Below are 18165 nucleotides of genomic sequence, written 5' to 3'. Positions count from 1 at the left end.
TTGAGTTAAGCCGCGTTGCGGAGCGGCGGAGAGTTCCTACGAAAAAGTGGACACCATCGGTCAAACACATGGGGCCTCGAACTCGATCGGTGATCGATAGCCCAAGGCCGAGTGTAAGCGGTGCTGGTTGCAGAAATCGATGTAGCTGCGCAAGGCCGAGCGCAGCGTCCGATCGTCGATGAAGTGCTGGCGGTGGTACATGTCCGACTTCATGGATTTGTTCCACGACTCCATGTGCGCGTTGTCGGTCATGCGATGGGGGCGGTTCACGCTCTGCTGTAGTCCGGCCTTGGCCAAGGCGAGCTTGAAGGTGCTGGCGAGAAACTCGACGCCACGATCGCTGTGCACCATTGTGCCGGGTTGGGGGTGCCGGTAGCGCACGGTCGAAGCCGATGCTCGGCGGGTCAGCTCGGCCGACATCTCCTTGCCCAGTGACCAGCCCAGCAGGCGGCGTGAATACCGATCCATCACCGTCGCCAGATAGCGCCAGGTGCCGGCAACTTTCAGTTAGGTCATATCGGTGACCCACACCTGGTCGATGCGCTCCACCGTCGTCGCATGGATCCGGTTGCCGACACTGGCGAAGAAGTGACCCAAACCGGGCAGACGTCGATACAGCGTGGCCGTACAGGCCTTGATCGCGTGCTCACGCATCAGCCGTTCAATCCGGCGGCGTCCGATGGCCTCCCCTTGCTTGCGCAGCGCGGCATGCACACGCGGGCTGCCGTAGGTCTCCCGGCCCGCTCGATGCACCTGCCGCACACGATCGATCAGCAGGGCATCGTCCAAGGCACGCTCGCTGGCCGGACGATCCCTCCAGGCGTAAAACCCGCTGGCGCTGACACCGAACAGACGGCACAGGCGCCTCACCGGGTAGCTTTCTTGCTCCCGCTCGATGAAGGCAAAGCGTTCGCTTTTCGAGCGGAAGTGAACGCGATCGCTTTTTTTAAAACGGCGTGCTCGAGCTTCAGTTGCTCGTAGGCTTTCTTGACCCGCCGCAACTCCTTCAGCTCGGCGGCCACCCCTGGATCGACCGTCACACCCTTCGTCATGATCTCGTCCTCGCGCGCCTGTTTGCGCCAACGAGACAGCATGAAGGGATGGATGTAAAGCGACGCAGCGACATCCTGCACGCGCACACCGGGAAGCGCGCTCAGGCACACAGCGGTGGCCTTGAATTCGTGCTGTAGCGGGTCGTGGTTCGCGGACCTGGCTTGGGCATGGGGCACTCCTGAAAAGTTAGTTCAGGGTGTCCACTAAAGCGTAGGAACTATCCCGTTCGGCTTGAATCAATTGTTAGGTGGAAACATACGAAACAGCGTATGCAACCCACATAGCGAACATGAGAAAGAAACCAGCCAGAAAGACCGGGAACCTATGCATGACTTTGTTATAGGTGCATTGGATGGCGCTGTGAACGAGGCGTAAGGAGACGAATAGCCAAGCGAGCGCTGGCAGCCAAACCGGGATGTGACCGGTGGCAATTGCCACAAGGCAGAGGACATAGAAGACAACCGGGAGCTCGAACAGATGGTTGTAGTTGTCTGATGCGCGGGAGTCTTCAAGCTTTTGCGCTCGTTGAGCTGAAAGCGCAACGGATTGAGGATGAATCCGCCTGGCTCGCATCTCCAAGACGCGGACGTAGAGCATGCGGAGGCCAACAACGAAGGTGAGTGCCACCAACGTTGTACAAGCTGTAAAGAGATGTTGTGCCGGACTCATGAAATCCCCCTTGCCACCTAACGCTGGAGTTAAGCGGCGGCGAAGCCGTCCGCCTTGAACGAGTAAAAAGAGACTTCCTCCCCTTTCGGCCTCGAGGGCCATGATGGTGTTGCAACAACCGTCAGCAGAAGAGGAAGTCTCCATGAGCACTATAACCATCGGCGTGGATTTGGCGAAGAGCGTGTTTTCGGTGTGCGAGGTGGACGGCAGCGGCCACATGCTGCGCCGGCTGGACTTCAAGCGTGATGCCTTCGCGGTGTGGCTGGCGCAGGTGCCGGCCGGGACGGTGGTGGCCATGGAAGCGTGCAGCGGGGCGCATCACTGGGTGCGTCGTTGTATCGAGCATGGTCTGCAGCCGCGCTTGATGGCGGCACAGTTGGTGAAGCCGTATCACCTGCCCGCATCGACGTCCATGCGCGAGAGGACGCACGGTGTGTGCGCCTGCGCGTGATCATCGGTATCGGCCCGATCACCGCCGACGCGATGGTCGCCAGCCTGGGCTCAGCCAAGGACTTCAGAAACGGCGACAAATGTCCGCATGGCTCGGCCTGGTGCCCACCCAGCACTCCAGCGGGGGACGCGCACGACTGGGTGAAATCAGCTGTCGTGGCGATGCGTACCTGCGCACGTTGTTGATCCAGGCCGCCCGCAGCAGTCTGCAGCGAGCCAAGGCGGTCAGCGTGGGAAAGTCCACGCCCGAACAGATCTGGATCCGCCAACTGGCCTGCCGGATGTGCTTCGGCAAAGTGCTGGTGGCGATCGCCAACAAACATGCGCGGCAGCTGTGGGCGATGCTGGCGCACGACCAAACCTACGACGCCGACGCGTGGTTGAAACACCCTATGGTGCAGCGCCCGGCCGGCAAACATGCCATCACGGTTGCCGCGATGGCATGAACCAGTTCCACGTCAGCGCGAAGCGGTAACAACGGGTCAGACCCACCCGGAGAGAACCTGACTAACCATCTGGACGTCTAAACGTGTTTCGGCTGATCCCCGAACACCAACGACACCGATGAATGAACGAGGTCCCCGGGCGCGGTTTATACCCTGGTCCGCATCAGCCACACCGATGCAACAAGACCGTTTACGGAAATGCAGTCTGGCAACGTTCGACACCGCATCAAACTGGCAAAGCAACACCCGGAAAGAGGACAACACGATGACCGGCATTGGTCCGAAAGCTCAGGGCAAGAGCATCAAGCGCGTGGTGTTGACGGGAAGTCTCTTACGGAATGGTTAGGGCGCAGACCCTAGAAAAGCGGATTGAGTACGGCTGGCTCCGACATGAAGAACAAGTTGCCTGCAGCTAGCAGACATAGGTATGCGAGGCCCAAAAGCGTACGCCGAATAGCTGGACGGAATCTCAGTGTGTACGCGTGAAGTACACCAAGTGGAGCATAGAGAACAGCGTTCAGGACGAGGACCGCTCCGCAAACCCTAACCAAGAGCGATACGTCATGCGGTTGCCCAATTGTTCCCCAAAACAGCATCCATGGCGGACATGCTAGAACGGCAAGAATGCCAATGAAACGTGGAAAATCTTGCAGCCAGCTCGAACCTGTAGCGATGAAAAGGACGATCGGAATTGCAGCAGCGAGACCGGCGAATGAAGCAAGACTGAGCGATCTTAGTAGATGTTTCTTCACTGTAGCGGCCTAGCCCTAACGCTGGAGTTGAGCGGCGGCGTAGCCGTCCGCCTCGAACGAGATGTTAGGTGCTTCTACGACTGTGGGGGCCCCTTGTAGTCGGCCCACAGCGGAAGCTTATATGCACGGGCGATAGTACGGGAACGCTTTGCGTTGATGAAGCCGAACAAGGCTCCCACCAGCAGCGGAAGTCCGACTACGACCCACATTGATTCGCCGCCACGTGACCAAAAGACAAGCCACATGAACAGCCCCCAGAACACAGCGGCAAAGCCACCCGTGATTAGAGCCACGGAACCGAAGCGCAAGAAAACCAGCGGTGGGACCGGAACCCCGAAGAACCACAGAACACGCCAAATCCGTGGCGCTCCAGTAATAGGGCTGATGCCAAGAGATGCGAAATGCGCCCGCATTGCCTTCAATTTCTCGGAACTTGTCATTAGCGCCCAACGCTGGAGTTAAGCGGCGGCGCAGCCGTCCGCCTTGAACGAAATGTTAGGCGCTGTCGCGAGGTTTCCTGAAGGCGACTGCACCGGCAAATACGAGGTTAGCTAGTGACACGCTAACCAACCAAATCATTGAAGGGAAGAGAAAATTACGCATGGATTGACCGGACTCGTAGTCAACCTTACTCAGAGCATCGGACGTACATACTCCCGCGATGTGTGACGGTGCATAGTCAACTAAAAAATGCTCGGCGCCATGGTAAAGCGCGGCTAAGTTGATGATGACCAAGGCTGCAAAGAGAGCTTTGAACATAGTGGCGCCTAACGCCTGAGTTAAGCGGCGGCGCAGCCGTCCGCCTTGAACGAATGGTTAGGCCTCAATGCTAGAGACCTGCCACCGCGAAAAGATAGCTCGCAACTCCACGGGTGTGACAGAAAGCCATTGTGACCAAGCCGCATCCTGGCCGTGCGGGTACCCGAGAAGGTTGCCCATTGAGTTGTGGAGCGCAAGAGCTACCTCACCAGTGAGCGGAGTGGCAGACGAGAATGCATTTGCGATGGACTCAACCTCGGCTCGGTCTAAGCCAAACAGTGAGTGGAACTCCCAATCCGGGAAGAACGGACCACGAGCTGCAGCAACTAACGACTCTCTAAACGCTTGGATATCCGAGATGCTTTCCATGAGGCCTAACGCTGGAGTTAAGCGGCGGCGAAGCCGTCCGCCTTGAACGAGATGTTAGGTGCGCTGGCTAGTTGCTTGGCGTTGAGGAAAGAATGCGCGATGCCTCGCCAGGATATGAGATGAGCAGCACACCGACCACACCAAGAAAAATAGCGAACAAAATTGCCGAAGTGCCAGTTAGGTAAAAAGACGTTGGGCGCCCTTTGATGGCAACTGGTACGGACCGAGTGACTAGGACGTAACCCGCATGAAAAATTACGACGGCGCCCACTACGCGAAAAGCTGAGGTGTTGCTGAGTACAGCAAATGCCAGCAGGCAGATTGCGATGCCCGCCAAGCCGAGGACGTTGAACCTGCCATTGGATCCTTGAAGCATGTAGCACCTAACGCTGGAGTTAAGCGGCGGCGAAGCCGTCCGCCTTGAACGAGATGTTAGACGGCATCGTGAGGCCACGCATTGATTTCAGGGGTAGCCAGTTTTGAAATGGTGGTGCCCATGATGTAGCCACGAAGCAACTTTTTCTCAAAAGATAGATAAAGCGCAACTGTTAGACCACGCTTGTGCTCGAAGAGCACCTTTATAGCCTTTGTGGGGCGCTGAACTTCGAAGGTAACCGTGACGTTCTCAGCAACCCCGATAGCTTTGAGCGGCTGCTCTCTCGCCTGTTGGCGAAGACCATCGTGAAGTATAGGAAGAAGCTCAGTGGAGTTGACTACGTCGTTCTCCGCGGTTGCAGCAACCAGTTTGATTTCGCCGTCGTTTGTAAGAACCGCGGCGTGTGGCAAGAAGTTTCCCTGCTTACGCAGGAGCACTTCAGAGAGATCAAAGAGCTGATTTGCGACAGCCCCTATTTCGGGCTTTAGCTCTGCGTACAGCGCATCGGTTGAGGTCATGTGCTTTGCCGTCTAACGCTGGAGTTAAGCGGCGGCGCAGCCGTCCGCCTTGAACGAGTGGTTAGCGGTGCGCGCGCCACGCCTTTTACTTGCTAGCGACAACAACCACCGCGATCTGCGGTGCAAAAGAGAAAAAGAATCCGTACTTCTTGTGTAGCCACTCATCGGCTGTAGCTAGAGTACCGTTGGAAAGCGCAACAACAGTGAATCGACCAGCCGACTCGATTCCCCACGAGTCTAATGATATGCGCTGGTGGAATACAAAAGATTGGCCAGGGGCAAGCCAGATGAAGTCACCGTCTGCGTAGGGCGTGGGCGGCGGTGCCGGCGGGTCTGAGAGTGGAACAAGCACGCGCCCCGCAGAATTCTTGACCGCATACTCAAGAGACGTGACCGCTGCGCGGCCGACGTATCGCGGCGTTGACGAAGTATTCGTAAATGTAACGGTTAGATCTACCGATTGCCCGAGCGCCGCACACACTTCAGTGGGGGAAACGGAAAGCGAAATGACGTCCACACCGCGCGCCACCGCGCACGTGGTCGAGAAAAACAGCAGAGCAAGCCCCGTTAAATACGAACGCATGATCACTTACCGCTAACGCTGGAGTTAAGCGGCGGCGAAGCCGTCAGCCTTGAACGAATTGTTAGCCCGCCTAGACGTGTTTGCCTAGCCAGGCTGACGCATACCATTGTTGGAGCTTGCCAGCGAACGCGATCGATTGCGACAAGACAAGTTCTGTGGTGCCGAGGCCCATGTACTCGCCAACGATGTACGAAAGATATTTTGCTAGGTCTTCTGTTGAAGCGTCCTGCTCCAATAGCCGCAGACAAGAAGCGAGATAGTTGTCGTATTCGTCCGGCGGGCAGCCTGAGTCCGGATTGGCATAGACACCAATTGGATCGAACTCGCGCCATAGAGCGCGAATCTCTTTTACCCGTTGGCGAGATTGTTCTTTTTCGAGATGCATCTGTTGAGGGCTAACGCTGGAGTTAAGCGGCGGCGTAGCCGTCCGCCTTGAACGAAATGTTAGGCGCTATGCACGAGAACGGAGCGGGCACATTCCAGGAAGTCATCGAGCTGCGCCGGATCTGCGGTGCCGCCATCTTGTTGGAGCTCCAGCCAAGATGCCAGCAAGTCGGTCTCTTGGGGACCCCGCGCATTGAACTGCTCCAAGAACTTGCCGAGAACATGAAATGACTGGCGAAGCGTCATCGTCTGGTCGAAAGCAGGATCAGAGATAGTGGTCATCGAAGAGGCTCTCATGATCGCGCCTAACGCTGGAGTTAAGCGGCGGCGTAGCCGTCCGCCTTGAACGAGATGTTAGGCAACGCTGCCGCGAAACGTCTTGAGTGCGACAAGCTCGCCTGCTGTTGAGCCAAACGCCATAGCAGCGTGCCACCACACAATCATGGCGCCTTGCGAAGTGGCATGAGGCAACGTAAACAGTGAACCAAGGAACATGCCGCTAAGCAACAGGCTAGTTACGCGAAGACACTGTAACGGGTCCGCCCACCACCCACCGCAAAACCCTCGCAAAAACGAAGCGACAGGAAGGCGAGTTACTTTGCGTGAACGCGCATACCTGACCGCCAAGGACGGAAAGACGAGGAGGCCTAAGAAAGAAACGATTACGAACAACCAGTCGACGTTGGTGTGGCCTTGAGCTTTGCCAAAGGGCGACAGGCCACCAACGAAGGCGGCTGCAAACGACGCTAAATATATCCATGGCCAGAGTCGCTTCATTGCGCTGCCTAACGCTGGAGTTAAGCGGCGGCGCAGCCGTCCGCCTTGAACGAGTAGTTAGGCCTTGTACCACGCCAGGAACCACAGCGCGATTGCAATCAAGAGAAGTGGATACCCAATGAAGGTTAGCGAGACGTCGAGCCACGAAAACTGATGGTGAGGTGTGAGTCGGCTGCCAACTGGACTGAGCAACGCCTTGACTGAAATTGGACGGCGATACCACAGAGGCGCCAGGACAAGAAAACCGACGCTCGCGAGGATGTATGAAGTGGCTCCGAACGTATGCCAAGCGAAGAAGCAAGACAGCGAAGCAACGAGCATTAACGCCATGCTGAGGAGCGAGGTCACGACAGATGGATTTGACGACTCAGTCACGGTATTGAGGCCTAACGCTTGAGTTAAGCGGCGGCGAAGCCGTCCGCCTTGAACGAGATGTTAGGCGCCATGCCTGAGAACGGCGCGAGCACATTCCAGGAAGTCATCGAGCTGCGCCAGATCTGCGGTGCCGCCATCTTGTTGGAGCTCCAGCCAAGACGCCAGCAAGTCGGTTTCTTGGGAACCACGCGTGTTGAACTGCTCCAAGAACTTGCTGAGAACACGGAATGACTGGCGAAGCGTGATCGCTTGGTCGAAGGCGGGATCAGAGATCGTGGTCATTGGGGGCTTTCACAATGGCGCCTAACGCTGGAATTGAGCGGCGGCGGAGCCGTCCGCCTCGAATGAACTGTTAGACCTGCGAGGCGCGAGCAAGGAGATCTCGAACCTGTGGCCAGGTGTACTTTTTGACGGGATCTGTGCCAACTCGGTCTCCGCTAGGCAAAAATTCCCCGTCGTCGAATGCCAAGAACACGTCTTTGGCAAAGCCAGAGAGGTTGAAAGCCGACTCGGCCCAAAGAAAGTTTGCCACCGCGTCCGCGTCTTCGAAGCAAAGGCGCCCAGATGCAAATTCTCTAGTGATGTGGGCAGCAATCATGTCATAGACGTGAGGACGATCCGACTGCGACAACAGACAGAGTCTGTCGATATCAGCACTACCCACAGCTTCCTCCTTGGCGCACCTTTCGACCAGTTCTGCTAGGTACTTTTCCATAAGGTCTAACGCTTGAGTTAAGCGGCGGCGCAGCCGTCCGCTTGGACGAGGAGTTAGACGGTTGCGACGCAGCATGCTCGGGCGACGATGTTGGCGCACGACGAACGCGAAGCTTGAGCAACCGACTACCCCCAAACTGCCAGCTCTGAAAGCTCAGGCTTGCGACAACGCTGCGCGAAATGCTGCGGCGGCGACGGACGACAAGGCAGCGCGAAGCTGGGCGAAACACTCGATACGACAAACCTACACGAGCTACCGACTAACGCCTGAATTAAGCCGAGCCGCGAAGCGGCTTCGGCTTGAATGAATTGTTAGAGCCCACGCTAGCAGCTACCGACCGCTGACCGCCAGCAGGTACGCGGCTCCCGGCTGATTTGACGGATCCAGGCCTGGAAAGTCCGTGTCCGTAAGCTGCACAAGGCTGGTGCCATGGGCAGCAAGCGCCTGATCTATAAGATCGGCGAGCTCAGGGGAGGCGCCCACAACAGTCACGTCGGCATCTGCGAGTACGGCCCAACGCTCGGATTGATCAAACAAGACGTACTCAAGGGACCAGTTAGCGTCAGTGAATACATAAGCACGAAAGGTCTCCCAGTTAGCAGCGAAACTGTCGCAGCTATCGCTGTCAGGAGAGTAGCGGGCAATTAGAAGTTCGTTTGCACCGGCGCAGCGAACAATTGCATTGAAGAGCTGCTCGGGAAGACGTGTGTGATCAAAGCGATCCCGATCGAGGGCGCAACCGCGCCACGTCGGGTCGACGAACGGAGGAATCATGGACCCCTCCTCGTTGAAGAGGCGGGCGCGGGGATCTGCAATTCGCTCTTTCATACGCCGCGATATTCCCGGTGGGCTCTAACGCTGGAGTTAAGCGGCGCGCGGCTTTTCGCGCGTCCGCTTGGACGACTGGTTAGGGCGCCTCGCGAAGCTACCCAACCAACCAAACAAGAATCCCACGATGCTCAAAAGCAGAAAAATTATTGCTGCTGACAGTAGCGCATAGAGCACATAGCCGGCGGGCGTTGGAATGGGCCAGCCCTCGGTCGAAGGCCGCAGAGTTGGGGCTGCCGACTGATTGAAGAAGTCGAGGCTCAATGCCATGAGCGCGTAAATAAGATTGCCTGCACTACTGCTGCCAAAAAGCAAAAGGTACTGAAGGCACGCCGCAGAAAGGCTGAAGCCTAAAAGCCACCATGTACGCTTTTTGATCATGAGCCCTAACGCTGGAGTTAAGCGGCGGCGAAGCCGTCCGCCTTGAACGAATTGTTAGGCGATTTTCTAGAGAGAAATTGCATACGAGACGTCCTTAGTGATCGGCCTTTTCATCTGTTTGAGAAGTACGGCATCGCCTTTCTTTCCACCAGGAATGAAAACCCAAACCTGTTCGCTCGAAGGTGAAATAGCAACAACGCATTGCTTCGAATGCCCACCCACGCAGTCCAATACATTTCCGGTCACACGAACGCCAGTATCTTCGGACGCATCAAGTACTGACCATACCAGCGTGGCTAAGATCAGGACTACTACGATGATCGTAGCAATTGTTGTGTTGTAAGGCTTATGCACTACAAGGCCTAACGCTGGAGTTAAGCGGCGGCGAAGCCGTCCGCCTTGAACGAAATGTTAGGCCTCACTTGCCGAGACCTGTTTGGTGTAAAGCTCTTCGAATACGTGATCAGGCATCCATGTCTCATATTGGTCAGAACGCCCAAGCTTGCGAATGACGACATACCCCATGAATATTCGCCCACAACTCGGTGGCGGCTTCATTGACGAGTCCGCGTGGAATCTTGCGTACCGCATTTTGTAATCGACATTTGAAATCTCGGCGGCCTTGACTCTTGCCCCATACATTGATGCTGTCTCGGCATCGGTGGCCACGAACAATGCCATGTCCTGTTCCAGGATGTATGGGCGGTCGGGGCTGTACTCACTCATTCCATGTGCCTCGCCATCTGTCTGTGAGACCTAACGCTTGAGTTAAGCGGCGGCGAAGCCGTCCGCCTTGAACGAGATGTTAGGCGCCATGCCTGAGAACGGCGCGAGCACATTCCAGGAAGTCATCGAGCTGCGCCAGATCTGCGGTGCCGCCATCTTGTTGGAGCTCCAGCCAAGACGCCAGCAAGTCGGTTTCTTGGGAACCACGCGTGTTGAACTGCTCCAAGAACTTGCTGAGAACACGGAATGACTGGCGAAGCGTGATCGCTTGGTCGAAGGCGGGATCAGAGATCGTGGTCATTGGGGGCTTTCACAATGGCGCCTAACGCTGGAGTTAAGCGGCGGCGAAGCCGTCCGCTTGGACGACTGGTTAGCTGCTTTGCTCGAAGCCTAGCAGCAAAGATGAGAGGACGGTTTGCTCGTCTTGGCCGAGTGACTCCGTGCATGAGTCGAGGATGCCTTTGACGAGATAGAACTCGGTTGCGTTGCGGATACTGCCGCGCTTTAAGACCGCCTTGTATTGCTTTGAATACCTACGGCGCATCTCCGCGAGCGTGATTGAGCCCGTCTCGTGCAAGCTGGCATCAAGGGCCGCGAGCTGCTGCTGCGTAAAGGTTTGAAGCGACTCGATTGCGTCGTTGGCGGCTTGCCGCGCACCAATGAGAGCCTGTGCCTTGCCCGACGTCGCAGCAATGTGCGCGGCTATGTTTGCGGGATGAACGGGATCGACCGGATCAACCTTCCAGGCCTGAGTGGCGAAGATGCTCACGAACGAAATGAGCTCTGAATATTCACGCTCTTTGTCCGGTGACATTCGCAATCTCTTGGAAGCTAACGCTTATTAGACAACTCGATGAGCTGCCCAGCCAAAAACCAATAGAACACCAGCCAAACTATCGCGCACCAAACAAGACCAAGAACAGTGGGTGTTGGCAGCAAATGCGATGTCACTGCGATGTGCGCCCAAGCAAGCGGAAGCCAAGGCAACCAGCTTAGGAATAGGACAACTCCGCCGAGAGTTTGTGGCATGAGCGACGTTTGATACAGAAAAAGATGCAAGCCACTCAGGCCAGCAAACCACGTGATCCGTCTCTTGAGTGTGCTGTTCATAGGGGTCTAACGCTGGAGTTAAGCGGCGGCGTAGCCGTCCGCCTTGAACGAATGGTTAGGCAGCGAGGAACTGCCTACATAGCTAGGTTGAGCAAAGCATAAGAAATTGGAGCGGACACCATGCCAACAAAGTATCGGCCGAGCAAGTTTGATGGCTTGGGGATGAATGCTAGCGCCGTGCCCCCTAGCGCAACCGCTAGATAAACAGCAAAAGACATTACCCATATGGCGGAAAAGGGAAAACTGCGGGAAGGCACTGCCGGAGCGAAAAAGTACGACCCAATCGCAATCGCATAGAAGATTAGCAAAGGGGTCACAGCTCCCAGCAATACGACAGCGAATTTCCGCATGCGCGGCGCAAACGCGATGGCAGCGGTTGCTGCCATGGGAACACCGAGCTCGAACGTCGCAGCCCCCAAGGTCAAGTAGGTCTCAGAGATGTCCATAGCTCTTGTGGCCTAACGCTGGAGTTAGGCGGCGGCGTACCCGTCCGCCTTGAACGAATAGTTAGGCATCACCGCCGTCAGAAATAAACTGTTTTGTGGACTTGCTTCGGTACAAAATCATGAAATGTAGCAAAGCGATCACTCCAAATATTGAAAGTCCAATGGCACTTAGCTGCTCCCTCAGAGCAAATAAAAAGAAGTCAACTAATTGGGAGAAAGAGTGCTTCTTCGACGATTGTAGGATGTTTTCATGAAACGAATCGTACATTCCGGCTATAAAAACAACTAACAAAAATCCAATCAAGGCAAGAGTTAAGTGCTGACGATATCGAGAACTTCCCACAATTGCGAGATACAAAGAAAATATCACGACAAGTGCAGCCGCTAGAGACAATGAAACGTCAGAAACCACCTGATAAGGAGCAACCATGCCTTCTCGGAGTGGAGTTCCAATATGTGAAGCCATGGCGATCATGACGATCCCAAAAAGGCACACATAGAGTCCACAAAGGAGTGCTACCGGCAACGGTACCGCTTTAGTGCGGCGTTTTTTTGTTTGCGCTGCGAGGATCATCACGTGGTGCCTAACGCTTGAGTTAAGCGGCGGCGAAGCCGTCCGCCTTGAACGAATGGTTAGAGCCCGAACAACGCCCCGTGGCAATGTGGGCAGAGACCGCTGGCCGTTGCCTTGCGCCATGTGAACAACCCTGCGGGCTTGTGGCATGCAGAACAACAGGGTGCATTGTGCGCAAACGCTCTGCGCATGGGGATTGCCCAAAGCCATATGGCTGCGATGCACACGGGTGCAGCGATAGCAAAGTAGATAGGAGCGTGCTCAGGGTATGACTTAAAAACGATAAAGCCTGCGATGACGATGGACAGTTGAACAACGGAAAGAGGTGCGCCGTACAAAACCAGCTTGCGGCGCGTATGCGCCAAGGCAACTCTGGTTTGCTGAATGTACGAGATTCTGTCCATAGGGGCCCTAACGCTGGAGTTAAGCGGCGGCGAAGCCGTCCGCCTTGAACGAGATGTTAGGTTGCAGCTACGCGAGAGTCGCAACCAGCGCTGCTGCAGATTGCCTTGTAAGGGGGCGCGTGAGCAAGGGGTTAGCAAGCTCGTGAAGCGCCAGGCCGGTTACCGATGAAGGATCGTACTCAATGTCATCACGGCACTCGATGCAGTTGGCCCACTCCTCGACCTGCGCGGAAGAAAGCTCGCCAGCAATGAACCGATTGAGCGCCGTGGAAAGATGGATAGCGTCCAGCACGGCCAATGGGCGGGGAGCGTCCCAGCCGTAAGCCGAGAGGTCACGAGCGATTCCCGGAATAGGCCGCGTGAACGAAAGAAGGATATGTAACAAGGATTCGCGACTATCCATGGCTGCGACCTAACGCTGGAGTTAAGCGGCGGCGTAGCCGTCCGCCTTGAACGAGTTGTTAGGCGGTTGCCTGTCTGTAGCCGCAATGCCGGCAGTGGGCGTTGCGCATGAAAAAGTAAGGATTGCGGAAGGCGGGCTTGCCACATTGCGGGCACAAAAGCTTTCTGACTCTTAACGCGATAAAGATCCATGCCGCCCACCAGCTAAATAGCAAGGCAGCCATGAGAGGAAAGGGTGGGTCACCGCCAAAAAATTGATACGCGATTACGACAATGCCGCCGGCAGGTACCCACGCAAGCCACCAAAGGAAATAAAGATTGCGACGGCGTTTTGCTTCAGACCAGAAATTTGCTGTGTTCATTCCGTTGCTGCCTAACGCTTGAGTTAAGCGGCGGCGTAGCCGTCCGCCTTGAACGAAATGTTAGACCACAACGCCTGCTAGCCTACACACTGACAAAGCCACAAGCACAACAAATGCCGCAAGCGTCATGGTGCGAGACCAACCAGGTTTGTTGCCGAAGAAAGCGAGCGAACCCCATGCCACAATTCCTGCACACTCAAGCGACAACTGTAGGACGGTGCTTGTGCCGTGAAGAATTGAGAAAGCGGCAGCTACTGCGCTGAGAACAGCGATGAAACCGCAAACGATACGTAGATTCAGAGCAAGCGATGGAGTTGTTGCTAAGTTGACTGCCATGTCGTTTCCCATGTGGTCTAACGCCCGAGGTAAGCGGCCGACGGCCTGCGCAGCGGGACGGCGGTCCGCTTGACCAAGATGTTAGGCACCGCCCTGCTTCTTGTGCGGCCCGAATAGAAGACCTGTCACGATTGCAAGCGGGAGAGTAATAACTACAGAGAGTGCGTGCACCTCACTGTACTCGAACACTTGCTTTGAAACCTCAGTGTAACTCCCCTTGTAGCCTAGGAAGTACCGGCCGGCATCGATTGTGCCGCTCAACGCATCGCCTCGAAGATGGTATGCCACAGCTGCGAACACAAGAAAGTTGATCACCACAGCAAAGCAGAAAGCGGTATGCGCTTTAGCAAGAGCCGGGTGGCGAGAAAACAAACCCATGACCTATAGACCTTTCCGTGGTGCCTAACGCTGGAGTTAAGCGGCGGCGTAGCCGTCCGCCTTGAACGAATAGTTAGACGCCTACAGTATTGAACCCGCTAATGGCGAAAACAGGGGCATGCTCGTAGGCGCCCATGAGAAGGAGATAAAGGTCTACTTGATCCCCCGGTCGAACCTGGTCCTCGAATGGTTTGACAAGCACATCTTGTATTGGCATCCAGTAGTCGGTTGTGCCTTGACGAATTTGGACTTCCATCTTGAAAAAATCGACGTACTCAGCGGGGTGCTGCATCGCCTTCACCCACATGACAATAAAACCCTTAACGCCAGGCGCCAACTTTCGAGTTTTGCCGGTGAACGTGGCCAGCGCATGGTACCTAGGGTGCGCCGCGTCGAGCCAATAGTTTGCACGAGGATCAACCGCGAGGGCCGCCGCTGCGTCCGCCAGGCTGACCGTCTTGTACGAGCTATAGTCGAAATCCCTCCCGGAGACGGGAGCGGCTAAGGCGAGGAGGACGATCAGGATTGCAGTGCGCATAAGGTCTAACGCTTGAGTTAAGCGGCGCGCGTCCTTTCGCGCGTCCGCTTGGACGAACGGTTAGGCGCTTCCAAAAGACGATGAAGCTGAAGTTGATAATTTGGAAGGCTACCGCACGAAATGAGATAAGTGACCCCAGACTTAATGCTTACCTGTTGGTGGCCGTCGAAGTCCAAGACCCCTGAGCAAAAATACTCTATTTGCCACGAACCAGCTCGAATCGAGAGAGTTCCAGGCTCACGACCCGCGATGGATGACCACGCGACACGCCCTGATGGATACTTAATTTGAATTAACGCAACTGCAAGACCTGCAACGCACCCGGAGCACATCGGCGGTTCAGTAGCCACAACCAACGTGGCGAAATTTGGGCTGCTCACAGAAGATTCGACCACGGAAGGATGCAACGTGCAGCCTCCGAGAAGCAGCAGCAAAACTATTCCGTGCATTCTTGACATGTGATGCCTAACGTCTGAGTTAAGCGGCGGCGAAGCCGTCCGCCTTGAACGCATTGTTAGGCTGCACGCTGACGCCGTGTGATAGCGCTAATGCCGCCGCCGATAAGGCCGTAGACCGCACCAAGTACGACAACGGATACTGCGGTGAGGAGCCAGACAGCTACTGTGAGACTGCCGGGCGGCAGCCTGCCAGGGCCAATGGCCCAAGAGACCGCCCAGCCTGCCGATGCATCTACCAACCCCATGGCCATCCCGAGCAGAACCGCGGCCCAGAACCCCGAGCTTCGCGCGATAAGCCGGGCGAAAAAGATGTACAGGAGGGCGGACCCAAATGCGGCGTAGGCGTACGGGAAGCCGACTGTTTGAGATGCAATCGCAGCAAGCGCATCAAACGCGATGACAGCGAGGAGTGCGAGCAGAATGCTCTTTAACGGCTTCAAGAAACTCTCCTTGTGCAGCCTAACGCTGGAGTTAAGCGGCGGCGAAGCCGTCCGCCTTGAACGAGTTGTTAGGCGGTTGCCTGTCTGTAGCCGCAATGCCGACAGTGGGCGTTGCGCATGAAAAAGTAAGGATTGCGGAAGGCGGGCTTGCCACATTGCGGGCACAAAAGCTTTCTGACTCTGAACGCGATAAAGATCCATGCCGCCCACCAGCTAAATAGCAAGGCAGTCATGAGAGGAAAAGGTGGGTCACCGCCAAAAAATTGATACGCGATTACGACGATGCCGCCGGCAGGTACCCACGCAAGCCACCAAAGGAAATAAAGATTGCGACGGCGTTTTGCTTCAGACCAGAAATTTGCTGAGTTCATTCCGTTGCTGCCTAACGCTCGAGTTAAGCGGCGGCGCAGCCGTCCGCCTTAAACGAAATGTTAGACCTTATCGCTGCGCCAAACATCCGCCCACATACCCCTGGTGTTCTTGCCCGTCGTAGCGCCGCACTGATGCGCAGCCTCTTTGGCTTCGACCTCCATGAACACATGGAAAGAGCCTGTGCCAGTACGGAAGACCAAATATGCATTCCCGTCCCCGCCCTCGAACGTTTTCATTTCGAGGCCGAAGCCCTCACGCTTTTTCTTTACGACCATGTAGGAATGCTCCTTGTAAGGTCTAACGCTTGAGTTAAGCGGCGGCGAAGCCGTCCGCCTTGAACGAGTGGTTAGAGCTCGCCCTCGGGTGAGGTGCGACCAACCTGCTCACCCCAACGAGCGTCGGTGTTGAAGATTACCTCACAGTCGCAACCCGCGCCGTTGTTGCCAAGCCAATTGAGCATGGGTTCAACGGGTAGCGACTTGGCAGCTAAGAACTTGGCGGTTTCCTTGAAGGTGTGCGTACAAGGTTCTGGGTTTGCGCGATCGAGATGGTCAAACAACGCGCGAAGCTCGTCATTTGAGATCGGCAGGCCCGGAATTTTTGCGGTCATTCGCTGTGAGCTCTAACGCCCGAGGTAAGCGGCCGACGGCCTGCGCAGCGGGACGGCGGTCCGCTTGACCAAGATGTTAGGCACCGCCCTGCTTCTTGTGCGGCCCGAATAGAAGACCTGTCACGATTGCAAGCGGGAGAGTAATAACTACAGAGAGTGCGTGCACCTCACTGTACTCGAACACTTGCTTTGAAACCTCAGTGTAACTCCCCTTGTAGCCTAGGAAGTACCGGCCGGCATCGATTGTGCCGCTCAACGCATCGCCTCGAAGATGGTATGCCACAGCTGCGAACACAAGAAAGTTGATCACCACAGCAAAGCAGAAAGCGGTATGCGCTTTAGCAAGAGCCGGGTGGCGAGAAAACAAACCCATGACCTATAGACCTTTCCGTGGTGCCTAACGCTTATTAGACCCCACATCGGGGCATATGCACGGATGGTCGGCGCTTTCGCATGGCTTCGTCAAGCGGACAAATCCTACGATATGACAAGGGTTTGCCGGATGGTGGGGGCGGTTCCGAGGGGCAAGGATGGTTTTGCATATCTCACGGAATGAGGCGCTATGTCTTATACCCCCGGAAACGCGGAAATAAACCGTATCGAAGATGGTGGCGCGCCGGCACCACGATTGCTGGACGAGGTTCGGCGTGTGTTGCGGCTGAAGCACTACAGCCTGCGGACAGAGGCGGTATATGTGGGCTGGATTCGCCGCTTCATTTTGGTCAACGGCAAGCGACATCCGCGCGACATGGGTGAGGTCGAGGTCGAAGGTTTTCTGTCCCGATTGGCGGTGCAGGGCAAGGTGGCGGCAGCAACACAGAACCAGGCACTGGCGGCGCTGCTGTTTCTGTACAAGCAGGTGCTCGGGATCGAGCTGCCATGGATGGAAGGGGTGATACGCGCGAAACGGTCGCAGCGCGTGCCGACGGTACTTTCCCGCGAGGAAATAACCCGGGTATTGGGAAGGATGGACGGGAGGCCGTGGCTGCTGGCGAGCCTGCTGTACGGTACCGGCATGCGCCTGATGGAAGTGTTGCGGTTGCGGATCAAGGATGTGGACTTCGGTCGCAACGAGATCACCGTGCGTGATGGCAAGGGTGGCAAGGACAGGCGCACCATGCTGCCGCGCTCGTTGGCCGAGGCCCTGCAGCGAGAAATCGAACGCGCCAGTCTGCTGCACGAGGCTGACCTGCGGGAGGGATTTGGTGCGGCATGGTTGCCGTACGCGCTGGCACGCAAGTACCCGGAAGCTCCGCGGGAAATCGGCTGGCAATACGTCTTTCCGGCTGCTCGCCGTTCCCGCGATCCGCGCGACGGCACGGAGCGCCGGCACCACTTCGATGATGGCGTGCTGTCGCGTGCCTTGAAGGGAGCGTGCCGCCTCGCCGGTATCGTGAAACCGGTAAGCGCACACACGCTGCGCCACTCGTTCGCCACGCATCTCCTCGAGGCCGGCCATGACATCCGCACCGTGCAGGAGCTGCTCGGCCACAAGGACGTCGCCACGACCCAGATCTACACCCACGTTCTCAACCGCGGCGGCCACGGCGTGCTGAGCCCGCTGGACAGGTAAG

23 protein-coding genes and 1 pseudogene are annotated in these 18165 nt (G+C 56.4%); 2 read left to right on the top strand and 22 right to left on the bottom strand.

The genetic code is table 11. The features are described 5' to 3' along the window. Positions 1 to 60: 60 nt before the first annotated feature. The 4 genes from ABD024_RS00265 to ABD024_RS00250 all read right to left on the bottom strand — a co-directional run bounded on the left by ABD024_RS00265 (position 61) and on the right by ABD024_RS00250 (position 1824). Positions 61 to 507, bottom strand: coding sequence for a DDE-type integrase/transposase/recombinase (locus tag ABD024_RS00265; RefSeq protein ID WP_343854370.1), 447 nt, complete (start codon positions 505 to 507; stop codon positions 61 to 63). Beyond that, complete coding sequence (locus ABD024_RS00260) at positions 508 to 789, bottom strand: IS3 family transposase (RefSeq protein ID WP_343848504.1); 282 nt, start codon at positions 787 to 789, stop codon at positions 508 to 510. A 77-nt stretch (positions 790 to 866) separates the two neighbouring features. Then, positions 867 to 1229, bottom strand: coding sequence for a transposase (locus tag ABD024_RS00255; RefSeq protein WP_343848502.1), 363 nt, complete (start codon positions 1227 to 1229; stop codon positions 867 to 869). A 67-nt stretch (positions 1230 to 1296) separates the two neighbouring features. Further along, entirely contained in the window at positions 1297 to 1824 is a 528-nt protein-coding gene (locus tag ABD024_RS00250) for an MAPEG family protein (protein ID WP_343854366.1), read from the bottom strand. 40 nt (positions 1825 to 1864) lie between these two features. Between ABD024_RS00250 and ABD024_RS00245 the strand changes: the two are divergent. Continuing rightward, positions 1865 to 2618: pseudogene (locus tag ABD024_RS00245) on the top strand (transposase). Between the two features lie 826 nt (positions 2619 to 3444). On the opposite strand, the gene ABD024_RS16275 reads toward ABD024_RS00245, so the two are convergent. The 18 genes from ABD024_RS16275 to ABD024_RS00160 all read right to left on the bottom strand — a co-directional run bounded on the left by ABD024_RS16275 (position 3445) and on the right by ABD024_RS00160 (position 16591). After that, entirely contained in the window at positions 3445 to 3810 is a 366-nt protein-coding gene (locus ABD024_RS16275) for a DUF6404 family protein (protein ID WP_425543098.1), read from the bottom strand. A gap of 1120 nt (positions 3811 to 4930) precedes the next feature. After that, on the bottom strand, positions 4931 to 5392 hold the full coding sequence (locus ABD024_RS00240; protein ID WP_343848500.1) for a hypothetical protein: 462 nt from the start codon (positions 5390 to 5392) through the stop codon (positions 4931 to 4933). A 653-nt stretch (positions 5393 to 6045) separates the two neighbouring features. Beyond that, positions 6046 to 6360: a hypothetical protein gene (locus ABD024_RS00235; RefSeq protein ID WP_343848498.1), complete on the bottom strand. Its 315-nt coding sequence runs from the start codon at positions 6358 to 6360 to the stop codon at positions 6046 to 6048. Positions 6361 to 6419: 59 nt separating this feature from the next. Beyond that, on the bottom strand, positions 6420 to 6641 hold the full coding sequence (locus ABD024_RS00230; RefSeq protein WP_343848496.1) for a hypothetical protein: 222 nt from the start codon (positions 6639 to 6641) through the stop codon (positions 6420 to 6422). Between the two features lie 930 nt (positions 6642 to 7571). Continuing rightward, positions 7572 to 7793: a hypothetical protein gene (locus ABD024_RS00225; protein WP_343848485.1), complete on the bottom strand. Its 222-nt coding sequence runs from the start codon at positions 7791 to 7793 to the stop codon at positions 7572 to 7574. A 70-nt stretch (positions 7794 to 7863) separates the two neighbouring features. Further along, on the bottom strand, positions 7864 to 8301 hold the full coding sequence (locus ABD024_RS00220) for a hypothetical protein (RefSeq protein WP_343848494.1): 438 nt from the start codon (positions 8299 to 8301) through the stop codon (positions 7864 to 7866). A gap of 255 nt (positions 8302 to 8556) precedes the next feature. Then, positions 8557 to 9000, bottom strand: a complete 444-nt coding sequence (locus ABD024_RS00215) for a hypothetical protein (protein ID WP_343848491.1) — start codon at positions 8998 to 9000, stop codon at positions 8557 to 8559. A 90-nt stretch (positions 9001 to 9090) separates the two neighbouring features. Further along, positions 9091 to 9435 carry a hypothetical protein gene (locus tag ABD024_RS00210; RefSeq protein ID WP_343848489.1) on the bottom strand — a complete coding sequence of 115 codons (345 nt, stop codon included), beginning with the start codon at positions 9433 to 9435 and terminating at the stop codon, positions 9091 to 9093. Positions 9436 to 9846: 411 nt separating this feature from the next. Then, entirely contained in the window at positions 9847 to 10161 is a 315-nt protein-coding gene (locus ABD024_RS00205) for a hypothetical protein (protein WP_343848487.1), read from the bottom strand. 79 nt (positions 10162 to 10240) lie between these two features. Continuing rightward, entirely contained in the window at positions 10241 to 10462 is a 222-nt protein-coding gene (locus ABD024_RS00200) for a hypothetical protein (RefSeq protein WP_343848485.1), read from the bottom strand. Between the two features lie 69 nt (positions 10463 to 10531). After that, positions 10532 to 10975 (bottom strand): hypothetical protein, encoded by a 444-nt coding sequence (locus ABD024_RS00195; RefSeq protein ID WP_343848483.1) that lies wholly within the window; start codon positions 10973 to 10975, stop codon positions 10532 to 10534. 803 nt (positions 10976 to 11778) lie between these two features. Beyond that, positions 11779 to 12414, bottom strand: coding sequence for a hypothetical protein (locus ABD024_RS00190; RefSeq protein ID WP_343848481.1), 636 nt, complete (start codon positions 12412 to 12414; stop codon positions 11779 to 11781). Positions 12415 to 12762: 348 nt separating this feature from the next. After that, entirely contained in the window at positions 12763 to 13098 is a 336-nt protein-coding gene (locus ABD024_RS00185; RefSeq protein ID WP_343848479.1) for a hypothetical protein, read from the bottom strand. Positions 13099 to 13156: 58 nt separating this feature from the next. Next, a complete protein-coding gene (locus tag ABD024_RS00180; RefSeq protein WP_343848477.1) occupies positions 13157 to 13459 on the bottom strand; it encodes a hypothetical protein in 303 nt (100 codons plus the stop codon). Between the two features lie 787 nt (positions 13460 to 14246). Next, positions 14247 to 14711, bottom strand: a complete 465-nt coding sequence (locus ABD024_RS00175) for a hypothetical protein (protein WP_343848475.1) — start codon at positions 14709 to 14711, stop codon at positions 14247 to 14249. A gap of 514 nt (positions 14712 to 15225) precedes the next feature. After that, complete coding sequence (locus ABD024_RS00170; protein WP_343848473.1) at positions 15226 to 15810, bottom strand: hypothetical protein; 585 nt, start codon at positions 15808 to 15810, stop codon at positions 15226 to 15228. A 230-nt stretch (positions 15811 to 16040) separates the two neighbouring features. Next, the gene (locus ABD024_RS00165) at positions 16041 to 16256 is read right to left on the bottom strand and encodes a hypothetical protein (RefSeq protein ID WP_343848471.1); all 216 of its coding nucleotides are present in this window, start codon (positions 16254 to 16256) and stop codon (positions 16041 to 16043) included. 71 nt (positions 16257 to 16327) lie between these two features. After that, positions 16328 to 16591 (bottom strand): DUF2695 domain-containing protein, encoded by a 264-nt coding sequence (locus ABD024_RS00160; RefSeq protein ID WP_343848469.1) that lies wholly within the window; start codon positions 16589 to 16591, stop codon positions 16328 to 16330. Positions 16592 to 17153: 562 nt separating this feature from the next. Between ABD024_RS00160 and ABD024_RS00155 the strand changes: the two genes are divergently transcribed. Beyond that, complete coding sequence (locus tag ABD024_RS00155; protein WP_343848467.1) at positions 17154 to 18164, top strand: integron integrase; 1011 nt, start codon at positions 17154 to 17156, stop codon at positions 18162 to 18164. Position 18165 lies beyond the last annotated feature (1 nt).

This window comes from Rhodanobacter soli (genome assembly GCF_039523495.1).
Lineage (GTDB): Bacteria > Pseudomonadota > Gammaproteobacteria > Xanthomonadales > Rhodanobacteraceae > Rhodanobacter > Rhodanobacter soli.
This window is presented reverse-complemented; position numbering and strand designations above follow the sequence as displayed.